General features: G+C 69.7%; 17 protein-coding genes and 2 tRNA genes. 3 read left to right on the top strand and 16 right to left on the bottom strand.

Annotation, left to right across the window (positions count from 1 at the left end; genetic code table 11):
• Positions 1-5: 5 nt before the first annotated feature.
• Entirely contained in the window at positions 6-527 is a 522-nt protein-coding gene (locus ACR9E9_RS02990; protein ID WP_435201551.1) for a peptidylprolyl isomerase, read from the bottom strand.
• A gap of 132 nt (positions 528-659) precedes the next feature.
• Between ACR9E9_RS02990 and ACR9E9_RS02985 the strand changes: the two genes are divergently transcribed.
• Positions 660-1,607: a hypothetical protein gene (locus ACR9E9_RS02985; protein WP_435201549.1), complete on the top strand. Its 948-nt coding sequence runs from the start codon at positions 660-662 to the stop codon at positions 1,605-1,607.
• Positions 1,608-1,688: 81 nt separating this feature from the next.
• On the opposite strand, the gene ACR9E9_RS02980 is transcribed toward ACR9E9_RS02985, so the two are convergent.
• Positions 1,689-2,519, bottom strand: a complete 831-nt coding sequence (locus ACR9E9_RS02980) for an alpha/beta fold hydrolase (protein WP_435201547.1) — start codon at positions 2,517-2,519, stop codon at positions 1,689-1,691.
• A gap of 189 nt (positions 2,520-2,708) precedes the next feature.
• Here ACR9E9_RS02980 and ACR9E9_RS02975 point away from each other — a divergent pair, with 189 nt between their 5' ends.
• Positions 2,709-3,494, top strand: a complete 786-nt coding sequence (locus ACR9E9_RS02975; protein ID WP_435201545.1) for a DUF1684 domain-containing protein — start codon at positions 2,709-2,711, stop codon at positions 3,492-3,494.
• Here ACR9E9_RS02975 and ACR9E9_RS02970 read toward each other — a convergent pair.
• The 6 genes from ACR9E9_RS02970 to gyrB all read right to left on the bottom strand — a co-directional run bounded on the left by ACR9E9_RS02970 (position 3,485) and on the right by gyrB (position 9,161).
• Positions 3,485-3,557: transfer RNA gene (locus ACR9E9_RS02970), tRNA-Ala, on the bottom strand. The two genes, ACR9E9_RS02975 and ACR9E9_RS02970, sit on opposite strands and share 10 nt — an antisense overlap.
• A gap of 62 nt (positions 3,558-3,619) precedes the next feature.
• Positions 3,620-3,799: a DLW-39 family protein gene (locus ACR9E9_RS02965; protein ID WP_435201543.1), complete on the bottom strand. Its 180-nt coding sequence runs from the start codon at positions 3,797-3,799 to the stop codon at positions 3,620-3,622.
• Between the two features lie 19 nt (positions 3,800-3,818).
• Positions 3,819-3,896: transfer RNA gene (locus ACR9E9_RS02960), tRNA-Ile, on the bottom strand.
• 74 nt (positions 3,897-3,970) lie between these two features.
• Positions 3,971-4,441: a DUF3566 domain-containing protein gene (locus ACR9E9_RS02955; protein ID WP_435201541.1), complete on the bottom strand. Its 471-nt coding sequence runs from the start codon at positions 4,439-4,441 to the stop codon at positions 3,971-3,973.
• Positions 4,438-7,011, bottom strand: coding sequence for a DNA gyrase subunit A (gene gyrA / locus ACR9E9_RS02950; protein WP_435201539.1), 2,574 nt, complete (start codon positions 7,009-7,011; stop codon positions 4,438-4,440). Before gyrA ends, ACR9E9_RS02955 begins: the two co-directional genes overlap by 4 nt.
• Positions 7,012-7,070: 59 nt before the next feature.
• Complete coding sequence (gene gyrB, locus ACR9E9_RS02945) at positions 7,071-9,161, bottom strand: DNA topoisomerase (ATP-hydrolyzing) subunit B (RefSeq protein ID WP_435201537.1); 2,091 nt, start codon at positions 9,159-9,161, stop codon at positions 7,071-7,073.
• A gap of 262 nt (positions 9,162-9,423) precedes the next feature.
• On the opposite strand from gyrB, the gene ACR9E9_RS02940 reads away from it, so the two are divergent.
• On the top strand, positions 9,424-10,086 hold the full coding sequence (locus ACR9E9_RS02940; RefSeq protein WP_435201536.1) for a hypothetical protein: 663 nt from the start codon (positions 9,424-9,426) through the stop codon (positions 10,084-10,086).
• Positions 10,087-10,146: 60 nt separating this feature from the next.
• Here ACR9E9_RS02940 and ACR9E9_RS02935 read toward each other — a convergent pair whose 3' ends face one another.
• From ACR9E9_RS02935 to ACR9E9_RS02900, 8 genes are all read right to left on the bottom strand, one after another.
• Positions 10,147-11,046, bottom strand: a complete 900-nt coding sequence (locus tag ACR9E9_RS02935; RefSeq protein ID WP_435201534.1) for a hypothetical protein — start codon at positions 11,044-11,046, stop codon at positions 10,147-10,149.
• A 4-nt stretch (positions 11,047-11,050) separates the two neighbouring features.
• Complete coding sequence (locus ACR9E9_RS02930) at positions 11,051-11,944, bottom strand: hypothetical protein (RefSeq protein WP_435201532.1); 894 nt, start codon at positions 11,942-11,944, stop codon at positions 11,051-11,053.
• Between the two features lie 129 nt (positions 11,945-12,073).
• Positions 12,074-13,531: an aldehyde dehydrogenase gene (locus ACR9E9_RS02925; RefSeq protein ID WP_435201530.1), complete on the bottom strand. Its 1,458-nt coding sequence runs from the start codon at positions 13,529-13,531 to the stop codon at positions 12,074-12,076.
• Positions 13,528-13,758 carry a tautomerase family protein gene (locus tag ACR9E9_RS02920; RefSeq protein ID WP_435201528.1) on the bottom strand — a complete coding sequence of 77 codons (231 nt, stop codon included), beginning with the start codon at positions 13,756-13,758 and terminating at the stop codon, positions 13,528-13,530. Before ACR9E9_RS02920 ends, ACR9E9_RS02925 begins: the two co-directional genes overlap by 4 nt.
• A 1-nt stretch (position 13,759) precedes the next feature.
• Positions 13,760-14,545 (bottom strand): 2-keto-4-pentenoate hydratase, encoded by a 786-nt coding sequence (locus tag ACR9E9_RS02915; RefSeq protein WP_435201526.1) that lies wholly within the window; start codon positions 14,543-14,545, stop codon positions 13,760-13,762.
• Positions 14,545-15,642 carry a 4-hydroxy-2-oxovalerate aldolase gene (gene dmpG, locus ACR9E9_RS02910; RefSeq protein ID WP_435201524.1) on the bottom strand — a complete coding sequence of 366 codons (1,098 nt, stop codon included), beginning with the start codon at positions 15,640-15,642 and terminating at the stop codon, positions 14,545-14,547. The genes ACR9E9_RS02915 and dmpG overlap by 1 nt, the downstream gene beginning before the upstream one ends.
• Entirely contained in the window at positions 15,639-16,619 is a 981-nt protein-coding gene (locus ACR9E9_RS02905; RefSeq protein ID WP_435201522.1) for an acetaldehyde dehydrogenase (acetylating), read from the bottom strand. Before ACR9E9_RS02905 ends, dmpG begins: the two co-directional genes overlap by 4 nt.
• An 11-nt stretch (positions 16,620-16,630) precedes the next feature.
• Complete coding sequence (locus ACR9E9_RS02900; RefSeq protein ID WP_435201518.1) at positions 16,631-17,425, bottom strand: 2-keto-4-pentenoate hydratase; 795 nt, start codon at positions 17,423-17,425, stop codon at positions 16,631-16,633.
• Positions 17,426-17,532: the final 107 nt, after the last annotated feature.

Genomic DNA, 17,532 nt, shown 5'->3' with positions numbered 1-17,532 from the left:
GACGATCAGTCCTTGATGATCTCGACGGAGTCGAGGGTGACCGGCTCGGCCGGCTTGTCCATCGCGCCGGTGGGGAGGGCGGCGATGGTGTCGACGACCTCGCGGCTCGGGCCGTCGGCCACCTCACCGAAGATCGTGTGCTTGCCGTTGAGCCACGGGGTCTCACCGACGGTGACGAAGAACTGGGACCCGTTGGTGCCCTTGCCCATCTGCTTGCCGGCGTTGGCCATGGCCAGCAGGTACGGCTTGGCGAAGCTCAGGTCGGGGTGGATCTCGTCATCGAAGGTGTAGCCGGGTCCGCCGACGCCCTGGCCGAGCGGGCACCCGCCCTGGATCATGAAGCCGGAGATGATCCGGTGGAAGCCGAGGCCGTCGTAGAACGGGGTGGGGTTGGTGCGACCCGCGTCGTCGGTGTACTCCTTCTCACCGGTCGCGAGACCGACGAAGTTGTCCACCGTCGTGGGTGCCTGGTTGGGGAACAGCTCGATGGAGATGTCGCCGTGGTTCGTGTGCAGGATGGCCTTCATGGTCAACCATCGTAGCCAGCCGGTCCGACACACGAATACGGCGACCCCTACGCGCTCTTCACGGCCTCTCGGTTTCCCTGCGGGGTGATCCGGTGCAGGATGGGGGGTGTAGTCCATCGCGCAGGAGGAATGGTGTTCCAGACGAACAACAAGGTCGACGATGGGCGCGTGCGCGCCCACGAGACCGCCGAGACCGCTGCGGTCAAGGTCCACGAGATCATCGACAAGGTCGCTGAGCAGACCGAGCTCGGCAGCGAGCGCGCCCAGGAGCTGAAGTCCGTCGCCACGGACCACGCCGCCGCTGCCCGGGACAGCGCCGCTGCCCGAGCCGCCGAGCTGCGCGAGCAGGCCGAGGAGGCCAAGAAGGACGCCGCCAAGGACGCGAAGAAGCGCACCTCGTCGGTGAAGAAGCAGGCCAGGTCCGCGAAGAAGTCCGCGAAGAAGTCGGCCAAGAAGACGTCGAAGCAGGCGGGCAAGACCACCAAGCAGGCGGGCAAGGACGTCTCCGAGGTGCGCGACCAGGTCGTCGGCACCGCGGCGGGTCTCGCGGCCGCCGGTGTCGCGGCCGGCCGCAAGGCGGCCGACGAGGCCGCCGTGCGCGGACCCGAGGTCGTGGCCGCACTGCGCGACCAGGGCGATGCCCAGGCCGCACTCGCCGCAGCGAAGGGCGAGAAGCCCCAGAAGAAGCGCCGCGGGCTCAAGTTGCTCCTGCTCGCCCTCGTCGCCGGAGGTGTCGCCGCGGTCGTCGCCAAGCAGAAGCAGTCGCCGAAGAAGGACCCGTGGGCCGTCCCCACCGGTGACCCCTACAAGGCGCCGACCACCGGTCGTGACTCCTCACTCGGTGGCGGCGTCGCCGCAGCCGGTGTCGCACCCGCCGCCGAGGCAGCCGAGGCCGCTCCGGCGGGCGACCCGCTGGCCACCTCGTCTACGACCGACGCGGACACCGACGCGTGGAGCTCCGCGCGTGACTGGGCCGACAACTCCGCCGTCCCGTCCACCTCGGACACCTCGGAGGCTGCCGACCTGCACACCGACCACCTCGGTGGCGACCTCCCGGCCGAGGGTGACACCACGGCCTGACGAGCTCCACCCCAGGAGGAAGGGGGTCGGTCCGCAGCTGCGGGCCGACCCCCTTCTTCGTGCCCGGGTCGCCGAGGTCCCTCAGGCGAGGAAGTCACCCACCAGTCGCGTGAAGTCGGCGGTGTGCTCGATCTGCACCCAGTGGCCGCACTGCCCGAAGACGTGCAGCTGGGACTGGTCGATGAGCTCGTTCAGCCGCATGGAGTTGCTCAGGGGGATGACCTCGTCGTCGCGGCCGTGGATGATCAGCGTGGGCTGCTCGATGCCGCGGATGTGTGCATCCGGGACCGTCATCGCCTCCACGGAACGCTGGCGTGGGGCCGGGAACATCGCGCTGTAGGCCTCGTGCGCGCCCGGCCGGGTCGCGGCCTCGAGGCGGCTGCGGGCCAGGTCCTCGGTGAGCAGCGAGCGGTCGTGGGTGAAGACGTCCATGAGGTCGACCATGTTCTCCAGCGACGGCTCGAAACCCCACACCGTGTCCAGACCCTCGGTGATCTCGAACGGGACACCGACGGCACCCATGAGGACGAGCTTGCTCACCCGATCCCGGTGGTGGGTCACGAGATTGAGGGCGAGCGCCCCACCGAAGCTGTTGCCGACGATGGCGACCTCGTCCAGGGCGAGGGCGTCGAGGAAGCCGATGAGGTGCTCGGTCCACGTCGCCAAGTCGTAGGTCACGCCCTCGGGACGCTCGGTGAAGCCGAAGCCGAGGACGTCCGGGGCGATGACACGATGTGCTTGCGAGAGTGCCGGTAGCACAGCCCGCCAGTTCGCCCAGGCGCTGACGCCGGGGCCGGACCCGTGGATGAGCAGGACGGGCCGGCCGGTGCCCACATCGTGGTAGTTCGTGATGATCCCGTTGACGTCGACCGAGTTGGCGACCTCGGGGTTGTCCGTCGCGACAGTGGTCATGCGCTGCTCCCAGTCCCTCGTTGGCTTCTCCTGACGGAAGGTACGCCCACCGGACGGAGACGGCGATCCGCTGGGCGAAGGGAGCATCCGCCGAGCGCAGCGATGACCCGCCACACACAGACACCGGCCGCCGTCCCCGCGTGAGGAACGAGGGGCGACGCCGCCGTCCTCCTGCGCCAGCCTGAGTCGATGAGCAGCAGGCAGGCGTGGCAGGAGTTTCGGGCGGCACGAGAGGCCGAGCTGGTGCAGCCGTACGGGTGGCTCACGCTGCAGGGCTTCCACTGGCTCCCGCGGGATCCCGCCCCGCTCGAGGGGTTGCCGGGTACGTGGTCGACCGACGGTGAGCACGCTCGCGTCGTGGCCGGCCCGGGCGACGGGCTGACCGTGGACGGCGAGCCGCTCGATGGTCAGAGCCTGCGGACCGTCGCCGAGACGGGACGCCTCCCGTGGCTGCGCCGGGGTGACACCGAGATCGAGCTGCTCCGCCGCGGCGGACGGTTGGCCGTCCGGTTGCGCTCACGAACCTCCGCGGCCCGGGAGGGCTTCACGGGTGTGCCCACCTTCGATCACGACCCGGCGTGGGTCATCCGGGCCGAGTTCATCCCCGGCCCCGAGGACCGGCGGGTGGACGTCGCGACGCACCGACCCGACCTGCGCCAACGGCTGCGCGCCCCCGGGGAGGTCGAGTTCACGCTCGACGGGCGACCCCAACGACTCGTGGTCACGACCATCAAGAGCGGGTTGGGTCTGGAGTTCCACGACCCGACCAACACGGACGAGACCGAGGCGTGGCGACAGCTGAAGTTCGAGGATCCCGAGCACGGCGTCGTGACCCTGGACTTCAACCGGACCGTGAACATGTGGTTCGCCTTCACCGACCACGCCACCTGCCCGGCCCCCGTCGAGGGCAACAGGATCAGCGTGCCCGTGCGCGCCGGCGAGAAGCGGGCGCTGAGCCGAGGATGTGGAGACTAGGGGGTTCGAACCCCTGACCCCCGCCTTGCAAAGGCGGTGCTCTACCAGCTGAGCTAAGTCCCCTTGTTCAGTTGTCCGACGTCGTCGTGCGCCGTTGTCGCGCACGAACCCGAGCGCACCGTCGGTCAGGAAGGGCGGTCGGTGGCCGCGGCCCAGGCCCCGCCGGCGGACCCGGCCGAGCTGCCCGAGGTACCCATGCGGCTGGTGGCGGCGTGCAGGTCCTTCTCGGACCGCTGCTGCTCGACCTTGCGCCTGGCGTACGCCGCGCCGACCGCGGCTGCGACGAGCACGAGGACCTTCTTCACGGGATCTCCTCACCGTCTGTGGTGGGCCTACCTGGACTTGAACCAGGGACCTCTTCCTTATCAGGGAAGCGCTCTAACCGCGCTGAGCTATAGGCCCGTGTGCACCGTGGTGCGACGCCCGAGATTACCCCACTCCGACCGCCGAGACCAAAACGACGGCCGGAGTGCGGATCAGTCGTCGGTCAGCGTCATGTGCACGCCACCGACGAGGCTGGCGACGATGTTGTACAGGAAGGCTCCGAGGGTCGCGATCGCCGTGAGGAGGAAGATGTCCACGACGGCGACGACGATCGACAGGGCCATGACCCGGCCGAAACCGAGGAAGTCCATGACGTCGAACTCCTGGCCGGATCCGGTCCCGATGATCTGGCCGGCGAGCTCGTTCACGGAGTCGAAGACACCCATCGCGGAGAAGAGCGCCCACATGACGCCGGTCATGACGACCATGGCGATCCCCATGGCCACCGAGACGAGGAAGCCGACCTTCATCACCGAGAAGGGGTCGACCCGGGAGACCATGAGCTTGACCCGACGCCCCCCACGGGGTGCGGGACGTTGGGCGGTCGAGCCGCCCTGGGGCCGGCGCGTCCCGGTTGTCGAGCCGGACGACGAACGCATCGTCGTCGTGTCTGACGAGCTCACTCCTGGTCACCTCCGGGGGTGTCCCCCTGCTGGGCGGTCTCCGCCGAGTCGATCTCGACGGGTGCGTCAGGGTCAGACGCTACCCCGTCACCGACCACCTCCGCGTCGTCGCCACGGTCGACATTGCGCGCAACCGCCACGATGGCGTCGCCCTTGCGCGGGGTGGCGAAGCTGACGCCCATCGTGTTGCGGCCGGTGCGGTTCACCTCGGTCACCGCGGAGCGCACGATGTTGCCCTTCTCCATGACGACCATGACCTCGTCGTGCTCGCCGACGATGAGGGCACCGGCGAGCTGACCGCCCTTGCCCGAGTTGGCCGCCGTGACACCCAGCCCCGCGCGGCCCTTCGGCGTCCACTCGGAGGCGGCCGTGCGCTTGGCCACGCCCTTCTCGAAGACGACGAAGACGTCGGGGTCGGTCCCGTCGGGGATGACGTTGAGCGCGAGGAGGGAGTCGCCGTCGCGGAACTTCATCCCGGTGACGCCACTCGTCGAGCGGCCCATCGGGCGGATGATCGCGTCCGTAGCGTGGAATCGCACCGACTGGGCGTTACGCGAGACCAGGAGGAGGTCGTCCTCGGCCGAGACGAGGCCGACGCCGATGAGCTCGTCGTCCTCACGCAGCTTGATGGCGATGAGCCCACCGCTGCGCGGCGAGTCGTACTCCTCGAGCCGGGTCTTCTTCACCAGGCCGCGCTTCGTCGCGAGGACGAGGTAGGGGGCGACCTCGTAGTCCCTGATCGCGTGGACCGCGGCGATCTGCTCGCCCGGCTGGAAGGCCAGGAGGTTGGCCACGTGCTGGCCCTTGCCGTCGCGCGCCGCCTCCGGCAGCTCGTAGGCCTTGACCCGGTAGACCCGGCCGTGGTTGGTGAAGAAGAGCAGCCAGTGGTGCGAGGTCGTCGTGAAGAAGTTGCGCACGACGTCCTCCCCACGCAGGGAGGCGCCACGCACCCCCTTCCCACCACGCTTCTGGGCCCGGTACTCGTCGACCCGGGTGCGCTTGGCGTACCCGCCCCGGGTGATCGTCACGACGACGTCCTCCTCGGGGATGAGGTCCTCCATGGCGACGTCCCCGTCGTAGGGCAGGATCCGGCTGCGCCGGTCGTCGCCGTAGCGGTCGACGATCTCGGTGAGCTCGTCCCGCACGATCTGTCGCTGCCGCTCCGGCTTGGCGAGGATGTCCTTGTAGTCGACGATCCGGGCCTCGATCTCGTCGTGCTCGTTGATGATCTTCTGCCGCTCCAGTGCGGCCAGGCGGCGCAGCTGGAGGTTGAGGATCGCCATCGCCTGGAGCTCATCGATCTCCAGGAGCGCGATGAGCCCCTCACGTGCCTCGTCGACGGTCGGGGACCGCCGGATGAGGGCGATGACCTCATCGAGCATGTCGAGGGCCTTGAGGTACCCACGCAGGATGTGGATGGCCGCCTCGTCCTTGCGCAGCCGGTACTCGGTGCGCCGCACGATGACATCGATCTGGTGCTCGACCCAGTGCCGGATGAAGGCCGAGACCGGCAGGGTGCGCGGCACACCGTCGACGAGCGCCAGCATGTTCGCGCCGAAGGTCGTCTGCAGCTGGGTGTGCTTGTACAGGTTGTTCAGCACGACCTTGGCGACCGCGTCCCGCTTGAGGACGATGACCAGACGCTGACCGGTGCGGCCCGAGGTCTCGTCGCGGATGTCCGCGATACCCGACAGGCGTCCCTCCTTGGTCATCTCGGCGATCTTCTGCGCGAGCGTGTCCGGGTTGACCTGGTAGGGCAGCTCGGTGACGACGAGGCAGGTGCGGCCCTGCAGCTCCTCGACCTCGACGACCGCGCGCATGATGATCGAGCCACGGCCGGTGCGGTAGGCCTCCTCGATGCCGCGGGTGCCCATGATCAGGGCGCCGGTGGGGAAGTCGGGGCCCTTGATGAAGCCCAGGATCGCCTCGAGGGCCTCCTCGCGGGAGGACTCGGGGTGGTCGAGCATCCAGTGCGCGGCCGCGGAGACCTCGCGCAGGTTGTGCGGCGGGATCTGGGTCGCCATGCCGACGGCGATGCCGGCCGACCCGTTGGCGAGCAGGTTCGGGAAGCGCGCCGGCAGCACGTCCGGCTGCAGCGTCTTGCCGTCGTAGTTCGGGACGAAGTCGACTGTCTCCTGGTCGATGTCACGCACGAGCTCGAGCGACAGCGGGGCCATCTTGCACTCGGTGTACCGGGGGGCGGCCGCGCCGTCATTGCCGGCGGAGCCGAAGTTGCCCTGGCCGTCGATGAGCGGGTAGCGCAGCGACCACGGCTGGACGAGGCGGACCATCGCGTCGTAGATCGCGCTGTCACCGTGCGGGTGGTACTGCCCCATGACGTCGCCGACGACGCGCGAGCACTTGTTGTAGCCGCGGTCGGGGCGGTAGCCGCCGTCGTACATCGCGTAGACGATGCGCCGGTGGACGGGCTTGAGCCCGTCACGCACATCGGGAAGGGCACGGGAGACGATGACGCTCATCGCGTACTCGATGTAGCTGCGCTGCATCTCCGCGTTGAGGTCGATCGGCTCCGTGCGGTCGTGCTCGGGAGCGGTGGGGATGTCGGTCATGTGGTCAGGTCACCTCGGGGTCGGGGCCGAAGGGGGGCACAGGCTGGGTGGGAGCGCGGTCAGATGTCGAGGAAGCGCACGTCGCGGGCGTTCCTCTGGATGAAGCTGCGTCGGGACTCGACGTCCTCACCCATGAGCACGGCGAAGATCTCGTCCGCGGCCGCGGCGTCGTCGAGGGTGACCTGCAGGAGGACCCGGGACTCCGGGGCCATCGTGGTCTCCCACAGCTCCTGGTAGTTCATCTCACCCAGGCCCTTGTAGCGCTGCACGGAGTTCTCCTTGGGCAGGCGCCATCCCTTCGCCTGGCCCTCGGCGATCATGGCGTCGCGCTCACGGTCGGTGAAGGCGAACCCGTGGTCGTGGTTGGACCACTTGAGCCGGTAGAGCGGCGGCTGGGCGAGGTAGACGTAGCCCGCCTCGATCAGCGGCTTCATGAAGCGGAAGAGCAGCGTGAGCAGCAGCGTGCGGATGTGCATGCCGTCGACGTCGGCATCGGCCATGAGCACGATCTTGTGGTAGCGCGCCTTGGCGATGTCGAAGTCCTCGCCGATCCCGGTGCCGAAGGCCGAGATCAGTGCCTGGACCTCCTGGTTGGCGAGGATCCGGTCGATCCGGGCCTTCTCGACATTGAGGATCTTGCCCCGGATCGGCAGGATCGCCTGGTTCTCCGGATTGCGGCCGGCCTTGGCCGAGCCGCCGGCGGAGTCGCCCTCGACGATGAAGACCTCGGAGACGGTCGGGTCCTTGGTCTGGCAGTCGGAGAGCTTGCCGGGCAGGCCACCGGACTCCAGCAGGCCCTTGCGGCGGGTGGCCTCGCGCGCCTTGCGGGCGGCCATGCGTGCCATGGCGGCCTGCACGGACTTGCGGACGATGTCCTTGCCCTCGTTGGGGTGGGTCGCGAGCCAGTGACCGAACTCATCGGTCATGGCGCGCTGCACGAAGCCCTTGACCTCCGAGTTGCCGAGCTTGGTCTTGGTCTGCCCCTCGAACTGGGGCTCGCCGAGCTTGACCGAGATGACCGCCGTCAGGCCCTCGCGGATGTCGTCACCGGTGAGGTTGTCGTCCTTCTCCTTCAGCAGGCCCTGCTTGCGGGCGAAGTCGTTGACGAGCTTGGTCAGCGCCGAGCGGAAGCCCTCCTCGTGGGTGCCGCCCTCGTGCGTGTTGATCGCATTGGCGTAGGTGTGCACCGACTCGCTGTAGGCACTCGTCCACTGCAGCGCGATCTCGAGGGACAGCTCACGCTCGGTGTCCTCGTTCTCCATGGCGATGACCTCGGCCGTGATCGGTTCGGCCTTCTTGGAGCCCACGAGGTGCTCGACGTAGTCCACGAGGCCGTTGTCGTAGCGGTAGGAGACCTTGCGGGCCTTCTTCGGCGCCGCCGCCGTCTCCTCGGAGTCGACGACCTCGGTGATGTCGGCGTCGACCTCGTCGAGGTCCTCGTCCTGCTCGGCCGCGGTGGGCTCGTGCACCCGCTCGTCGACGAGGTTGATCGTCAGGCCCTTGTTGAGGAAGGCCATCTGCTGGAAGCGGGCGCGGATCGTCTCGTAGTCGTAGTCGACGGTGTCGAAGATCTGGTCATTGGCCCAGTACGTGATCGTCGTGCCGGTCGCGTCGGTCTCCTCCTCCTGCGTGAGGGGGCGGGTCGGCACACCGTGCTCGAAGGACATCCGGTGGGCGCGCCCCTTCTGCCGGACGCACACGTCCATCTGCGTCGACAGGGCATTGACGACGGACGAGCCGACGCCGTGCAGGCCTCCGGAGACCTTGTAACCCCCGCCGCCGAACTTGCCGCCGGCGTGCAGCTGGGTGAGGACGAGCTCGACCGCGGAGATGCCCTCCGCCTCGTGGATGTCCGTCGGGATGCCACGCCCGTTGTCCTTGACACGCACGGCGCCGTTGTCCATGAGGGTGACGTCGATGGTGTCGGCGTACCCGGCCATCGCCTCGTCCACGGCGTTGTCGACGATCTCCCACACGAGGTGGTGCAGGCCGCGCTCACCCGTGGACCCGATGTACATGCCGGGCCGTTTGCGCACGGCCTCGAGACCCTCGAGGACCGTGATGGCACTCGCGTCGTACTCATGATGACCGGGGCCACCCACGTCAGGTGTCTTCGGCTGGATCTCGGACGGCGACTGCTCGTCTGCCACGGTGCTCCTCGAGTGCAGTGCATGGATCGCCGCGGGCTGACCCCGAAGGGGGCGGCGCCGCGGCCTCAACCCCCCGATCCTACCTCTCCACAGGGCGCGACGACGCATCTGCAGCGCCCGTGGCGGCGGTTCTGGCCGCTGATCGCGGCGTCCGGTGACTCCCGGTACGTGTCCCCACCCCCGAGGCGCTCTGAGGGCCGCTCCCGTGATCCGCCACGCCGCGCGTTTCGAGTGACGTCACCGCGTCCGTACGGTGGAGGACATGACGCAGATCCACCGAACCCGCTCCCTCGCTGCGACGGCCGCTGCGGCCGCGCTCACCCTCACCGCGTGCGGGGGTGGGGACTCCTCGTCCCCGGACTCGCCGTCGGGAGACGGCGGGCAGCAGGGCGGCTCGGCATCGCAGGGGAAGGCGTCGCAGGAGAAGGATGGCGCTGGTGAGACCGTGACCGCGAAGACGTCGAAGGTCAGCTTCGAGGTGCCCCGGGGCTGGGAGTCCGTCGACGTGGCGGACAAGGAGGCCGCCAAGAACCCCCCGAAATGGCTCGAGGACGCAGCCAAGCAGCAGAAGGTCGAGCCCAAGGAGATCCTCCAGGCCTGGGGGCAGTCCGGGATGGAGGTCGTCATCGCCGGTGACGCCTCGCTCACGAAGAGCATCAGCGTCGCCAACCTGCCCGAGATGCCGTCCGAGTCGCAGCTGAAGTCCCAGCTGAAGGAGGGCGGAGCGAAGGTCGAGAGCCCCGAGAAGGTCAAGACCTCGGTCGGGACGGGCTACACCGTCGCGTCCGCGGACAAGAAGGCCAACCAGACGCTGTTGGTCCTCCCGGCGGACAAGGGAGCGGCCGTCATCCAGGTCGTCTCGGACGACGCGTCGTCGGCCGACAAGGTCTCCACGACCATCACCGACAGCATCAAGAAGGCCTGACCGGGACGAGCCGTCGCGCCCACGAGCCCGCTGCCCACCGGGTGGCGGGCTGGTGGCGTCTCAATCGCAGGAGCCGGTCGGCAGGTCACGACCGTGCCGCCGCAGCACGTCCGCGATCTCGTCGGCGATCGCCGTCCCCTGCTCGTACGTCCCGGTCCGCACCTGGAGGGCGGCGGCGCCCTCCCCCTTCGTCCCGGGGAGCAGTCCCAGCTGACGGACGACGTAGCCCTCCGGGGTGGGGCCCCAGCCGCCCTTGAACCGGGCGCCGTCGATGCCGCCGAGGCCCCACCGCTGACCGTCGGCCACCCTGCCCATCGCGTCGGTGACGCTCGTGGCACCGGACAGGCAGGGGAGCAACGAGGTGAAGGTCGCCTGGTCACGCAGGTGCCACGTGGCCTGACCGAAGGGCGAGTACCCGGGGACCGTCGCCACCGTGGGGATCCGCGTGCGCTCGTCCCCGCCGCGGCGCAGCTGCTGCTGGACGGCCTGCGATGCCGGCGCCCCCGCGCCGAGGCCCTCCCAGAGGCGGCGCGCCGCCTCGTTGTCGGACGCGGTGAGCGCGGCGTCGATGTCGGCCGGGTGGGACTGACCGGCGCGGATGACGGCGAGGGAGAGCGGGACCTTGATCGTCGACCAGGAGACGAGTCCGGGCGCCTCACCGACGACCTGCGGCTGCTCCTGCCCGCCCACGGGCGCGAGGGCCACGGAGACCTCGGCGTCGGGATGCGCTGTCGCGACCCGCTCGAGGTCCGTGACCAGGCCACGGTCCAGGGACGGGGGACGGGCCTGCCCCGTGCCCGTCGAGGACGAGGACGTGCTCGAGGGACTGGAGGTGCTCGTGCCCGATGCCCTGCTGGGATCCGACCCTCGCGGCTGTGTCGGGGTGTCCGTCGCGGCGCACCCACCCAGCACGGCGGCCAGGGACACGGCCCCGACGACTCTGCCGAGTGGCCGGATCACGGCGTCAGTAGAGGACGACGACGGCGTTGTTACCACCGGTGCAGCGGGTGATGGCCTGACCGGTGCACGACATCGTGTACCCCTTCTTCGTCACCGGGGAGCGCACGTCGAGCCGGACACTTCCCTGGGACTTCTGCGCCACGTACGCGTCGCGCACCGCGACCGCGAAGTCGCACGTGGTCACATCGGTGCCCCGCCCGACGGCGACGCCCGACGACGGGCCGGCGCAGCTCGTCACCCCGGCCGGAACCTCACCGGAGCGTGTCGGGGAGCTGGAGCTGGAACTCGAGCTCGAGGACGAGCTGGTGCTCGTGGAGGAACTGGGCGTGCTGCTCGACGAGCTCGGAGTGCTCGAGCTGGCCGACGTGGGGGTGTCCTCACTCGTCTCGGTCACCGTGGTCTGCGAGGCCACCGGATCCTCGCGGTTCTGGTCCAGGGCCACGACGGCGCCACCGACACACAGCCCACCGAGCAGGACGCCGCCCACGAGCATGGCCGTGAGGGCCAGGGGTGAGACGGACCGGCGCGGCGGCGGGGCCGCCGGCTGGGGCCGGGGGCCCGGGGCGGACTGCCACGTGGCGCTGGTGGCGGCGGGGCCGGGCTCCGCGTCGGAGGTCCACCAGTCCTCGGGGACGGCGCCGCTGGGGACCGGGGCCACTGGCTCGGGCTCGGGCCTGCTCGTCGGCACATCGGAGGTGTCCTCGTCGCCGAGGTCGATGGCCCGCGTCCGCTCGCTGTCGGTGTCGACCTCCGGCTGCTGCGCGGGCTTCGGCTGCTGCCCGGGCTCCGGCTGCTGCCCGGGCTCCGCCGACGCCGGACCCATGCGGCCCGAGGGGGTCGGGTCGCCGAAGAAGTCGTCGAAGGCGTCGCGGCCCCGCCCGTCCTTCGGTCCGCTCATGATGATCTCCTGCTAGGCGTCGGTGCTCTCAGAATCAAGAGCCTCACCTCACGATGCCATAACGACCCCCCGGGTCCACCAATCGAGTTCTCGATCGGTGGACCCGGTGCGTGCCCCGTCGACAGGAGATCAGGGCGACCCGGGGACGGTGCGATCGATCTGCATGACCACGGCCTTGGGTTCGGTGAAGAACTCCCGACTGAAGTTGCCTCCCTCGCGGCCGACGCCCGAGTCGCCGACACCACCGAAGGGCGTGCGCAGGTCGCGGATGAAGAAGCAGTTGACCCAGACGGTCCCGGCCCTGAGGTTCGCTGCGACCCGGTGGGCGCGTGAGAGGTTCTCGGTGAAGAGCATCGCGTTGAGCCCGTATCGGGTGTCGTTGGCCAGGTGGACCGCCTCTGCCTCGGTCTCGAAGCGGTTGACGACGCACACCGGGCCGAAGATCTCCTCGCAGTACTGCGAGGAGTCCAACGGCAGGTCGGTGAGGACCGTCGGTCGCACGAGCCAGGCCCCGTCCTCGTCGACCCCACCGGTGAGCATCCTCCCGCCCTGCGCCTCGACGTCCTCGAGGTAGCTCGCGACCTTGTCGAAGTGCTTCCTGCTCGCGAGGGAGGAGAACTTCACCTCCGGGTCGAAGGGGTCACCGATGGTCAGTGCCTCTGCGGCCGCGACGAAGCGCGCCATGAACTCGTCGTAGATGCCGGACTGGACGAACAGACGAGACCCGGCGAGGCAGATCTGACCGGAGTTGCGGAAGATCGCCTCGACGGCCCAGTGGACGGCGTTGTCGAGATCGGCGTCGTCGAAGACGACATTGGCACCCTTGCCGCCGAGCTCGAGCGAGACGGGGGCAAGGTGTGTCGATGCCGAGGCCATGACGGTCTTGCCCGTGGTTGAGGAGCCGGTGAAGGTCACCCGGTCGACGCGGTCGTCGGCGGTCAGGGTCGAGCCGGCCGGGGCGCCGTGACCGTTGAGCACGTTGAGCACACCCGGAGGGAACCCGGCCTCGACGGCAAGCCGACCGAGCAGCGTCACCGAGGCGGGGGTGTCCTCGCTCGGCTTGATGATGCAGGTGTTGCCCCAGGCGATGGCCGGAGCAATCTTCCACGTCGCCATCATCAGCGGGAAGTTCCACGGCGAGATCGCGGCGACGACACCCACCGGACCGAACTCGCTGTAGGTGTGGTGGCCCGTGGCCATCGGGTAGACCTCACCGGTGTGGTCGCGCTGGTGGTCGGCGAAGAACCGGAAGTTGGCCACCGACCGGCCGACGTCGTGCTTGGCCTGGGCGAGGGGCTTGCCCATGTTGGTCGTGTCGAGGGTCGCCAGCTCGTCGGCCCGCGCCTCCATGAGATCGGCGAGGCGGTGGATCGCCGCCGCGCGCTCCGGTCGGGTCATCCGGGGCCAGGGACCCTCGTCATAGGCCCGGCGGGCGCTGGCGATCGCCCGCTCGGCGTCCTCGGCCGCGCCCTCGGCCGCCTGGGCGAAGACCTCCTGCGTCCACGGGTTCCACACGTCGAAGCGCTCGCCCGACAGCGACTCGACCTCGTCGTTGTCGATGATGTGGCCGAAGAACTGGGTGCTCATGACTGGCCCTCCTCAGGGGTGGTCGTCGCCGCCTGCGCAGCGTGCCGCTCGGTGATGGTGACGTCACCGGCGGCGAAGTGATCGGTGGGGATCTCGGTGACCAGGACGCGCACGGCCTCCCTCGGCGCGACGCCGGAGTCGACGAGCGCCTGGGTCACCCCGGAGATCATCGAGCGGATGGTCTCCGGCGTGCGGCCCTCGGTGAGGGTGACCTGGACGACCGGCACCTCACTCGCCCCCGTTGATCCGCACGGACCCGAGTGAGGAGAAGTGCAGCGAGAGGGAGGTGCCCGGGGTGGCGAAGTAGGCGTCGGTCATGCCGCCGGTGAGGACGATCCAGCCGGGCTCGATGGCGTGACCCCGCGTGGCCAGGTCATTGGCCGCGAGCGCGAGCGCCTCGGCCGGATGCCCCTGCACGGCGGCTCCCGTCGCCGAGTCGACGACCTGGCCGCCGACCTCGACGAGGACCGCCTCGAGGGAGAGGTCCAGCGCGCGGGGCGACAGGGACACCGGCCCGGTGACGAAGGCACCGGAGCTCGCATTGTCGGCGATGACGTCACCGGCCGCGAACTTGAAGTCCGTGTACCGGCTGTCGATGATCTCGGCCCCACCGAGCACGTGGTCGACCGCGGACATCGCCTGGGCCGCGGTGACCCCGGGGCCCTCGAGACGCTCACCCATGACGAAGACCAGCTCGGGTTCGACCCGCGGGTGGATGAGCCGGTCCTGGGGGACCGGGTCTCCCGCCGGCAGGACCATGGCATCGGTGAGCCAGGCGACGAAGGGGGTCTCCACCCCCATGCGCTGCTGCTTGGCCCGCGAGGTGAGACCCAACTTGATCCCGATGAGCTTCTCGCCGCGGTCGAGCCGGCGCTGGAGGGTGAGGTCCTGGATCTCGTAGCCGGTGGCCACGTCGAGCTCGGGCCACTCGTCGGTGAACTTCACCCGGTCACGGCGCTCGTCCTCGCAGGCGAGGAGCTCGGTGGCGACGGACTCGACGTCCCACGTGGCCATCAGGCGCCCACCTTCGTCCCGTCCCGCAGCTCGATCTGGCGGTCGCGGAGCTCGATCGCGACGTCGATGATCATGTCCTCCTGGCCCCCGACGTAGCCGTACTCCCCAACCCTGCGCAGGATCTCGTGGGCCGGGACGTCGTACCGCTCGGCGGCCCGCTCGGCGTGCAGCAGGAAGGAGCTGTACACGCCGGCGTAGCCCTGCATGATCGAGGAGCGGTCCATCCACGGCAGGCGCCTGATGATCGGGCGCACGACGTCCTCCGCGGCACCCATGATCGTCTCCAGATCGATTCCGGTCGCGATGCCGAGCCGCTCGAAGGAGGCCGCGAGGACCTCCGTCGGGGAGTTGCCCGCCCCGGCGCCCAGGGCGCACAGCGAGCCGTCGATCTGACGAGCACCCGCGCGGTGGGCGAGGACCGAGTTGGCCACGCCGAAGGACATGTTCTGGTGGCCGTGGTAACCGACCTGGGCGTCCGTGCCGATCTCGGCGACGATCGCGGAGACCCGGTCCGAGACGTCCTCGAGGATCAACGCACCGGCGCTGTCGACGACGTAGACGCACTGGCAGCCGGCGTCGACCATGATGCGGGCCTGCCGGGCCAGTTCCTGCGGTGGGCTCATGTGGCTGAGCATGAGGAATCCGACGGTCTCCATCCCGAGCTCCCGGGCCGCGCCGAAGTGCTGGATCGAGACATCCGCCTCGGTGCAGTGCGTGGCGATGCGGGCGATCTGGGCCCCCATCTCGTGGGCCTCGTGCAACTTCTCCACGGTCCCCAGGCCCGGGAGCATGAGCACGGCGATCCTGGCCTGCCGTGCCTCGGCCACGGCGGCCTTCACGAGGGCCATCTCGTCGACGGCGGAGAAGCCGTAGTTGAAGGAGCTGCCGCCGAGGCCGTCGCCGTGGGTCACCTCGATGACCTGGACACCGGCGTCGTCGAGCGCCCGCACGGTGGTGCGGACCTGCTCCTCGGTGAACTGGTGGGACATCGCGTGCGAGCCGTCACGCAGGGTGGTGTCCGTGATGCGCACGTCCACGTCGCCGGCGAAGGGGACGGGCGAGGGGGCGGTGTGGGACGTGTCGGTGGTGGTGCTCATGCCGGGACCTCCTGGCCGGTCGTGCTGCCCGCGTCGGAGGCGACCCACCCGGAGTCGACCCCGAGCCGGTGCGCCACCATCATGTCGCCCACCCGGGCGGCGGCGGATGTGATGATGTCGAGATTGCCGGCGTACTCCGGCAGGTAGTCGCCACGTCCCTTGACCTCGATCGGGACGGTGACCCGCGCCATGCCGTTCCACAGGTCTCGGGCGTCGTCGAACTGCGGGTCGGCCCGCAGGTGGTAGCCGGGGACGTACTCCTGCACGCGCTGCACCATCGCCGCGATCGACTCCTGCAGCCGGTCGTGCAGGGGACCCGCTTCGGCGGCCTCCTGGGGGATGGCGCAGAAGACGGTGTTGCGCATCATCAGGGGCGGCTCGACGGGGTTGAGGATGATGATCGCCTTCCCGCGGCGGGCGCCGCCGACGACCTCGAGTGCCTCGCTCGTGGTCTCGGTGAACTCGTCGATGTTGGCGCGGGTACCGGGACCGGCCGACTTGCTTGAGATCGAGGCGACGATCTCGGCGTAGGGGACGTCGACGACGCGGGAGACCGCCGCGACGATCGGCGTCGTCGCCTGACCTCCACAGGTGATCATGTTGACGTTCGTCGCGTCGAGGGTGAAGTCGAGGTTGACCGGGGGGCACAGGTAGGGGCCCACGGCGGCCGGGGTGAGGTCGACGGCGAGGATGCCGGCCTCGGCGTACTTGGGGGCGTTGGCCTGGTGCGCCTTCGCCGAGGTGCACTCGAAGACGACGTCCGGGAGCTCGTCCTGGGCGAGGAGCCAGTCGACGCCCTCGTGGCTGGCGGCGAGGCCGAGGCTCGTGGCCCGACGCAACCCGTCGCTGCTCGGGTCGACGCCCACCATGTAGCGCGGCTCGAGGACCTCCGAGCGCCGCATGAGCTTGAACATCAGGTCGGTGCCGATGTTGCCCGGACCGACGATGGCGGCAGTGCCCTGGGTGCGCTGCGTCATGGGTTCACCTTTCACTTGTCTGCGAATCGGGCGGTGACGCTGCCGAGACCAGCGAAGGTCGCGGTGAAGACGTCGCCCGGCGCGACCGGGACCATCGAGGTGACGGATCCGGGGAGGATCACGTGGCCCGCCTCGAGGGTCGTCCCGAGGGCGCCGACCGTGTTGGCCAGCCACACGAGGCTGGTGATCGGGGAGCCGAGGACGGCGCCGCCGGCGCCGGTCCCGACCACCTGGGAGTTGCGGGAGAAGACACACCCGGTCAGGCGCAGGTCGACGTCATCCAGCCGGGTGGGCGTGCTGCCGAGGACGAAGCCCCCGGAGCTGGCGTTGTCGGCGATCGTGTCGACGAGGGTGATCTTCCAGTCGGCGACGCGGCTGTCGACGATCTCCAGCGCCGGCAGGACGTAGTCGATGGCGTCGATGGCCTGCGTCACGGTGATGCCCGGGCCGGTGAGCGGCTTGCGCAGGACGAAGGCGATCTCGGGCTCGACCCGCGGCTGGAGGTAGCCGGACAGGGGGATCGCCTCGTGCTCGAGGTGGGCGAAGTCGTGCGTGAGGTGACCGAAGTCCGGCTGGTCGACGCCGAGCTGCTTCTGCATCGCCGCCGACGTCAGGCCGACCTTGTGCCCGATGATGCGCCGGCCCCCCTCGGTCCAGCTGCGCACCTGGGCGAGCTGGATCGCGTACGCGTCCTCGATGCCCAGTCCGTCGAACTGCTCGGTCAGGGGAGCCGTGGGCGTGCCACTGGCGTAGGCCTGCAGCAGGATCTGCGCGGCCTTCTCCCGGACGGGGGTGGACTCTTCCATGGTGGTCACGCTAGAACTGCCCTTCGGTCGTCGGGGCGCTCGTTCCGGTGGCGGGAACGAGACCGGTGCTGGTCACGAGGTCGCATCTGCCTAGGCAGATGCGAGGG

Source organism: Janibacter sp. GS2 (genome assembly GCF_051200835.1).
Taxonomy (GTDB): Bacteria; Actinomycetota; Actinomycetes; order Actinomycetales; family Dermatophilaceae; genus Janibacter.
Note: the sequence above shows the minus strand (reverse complement) of the source record. Positions and strands in the feature narration are given on the sequence as shown.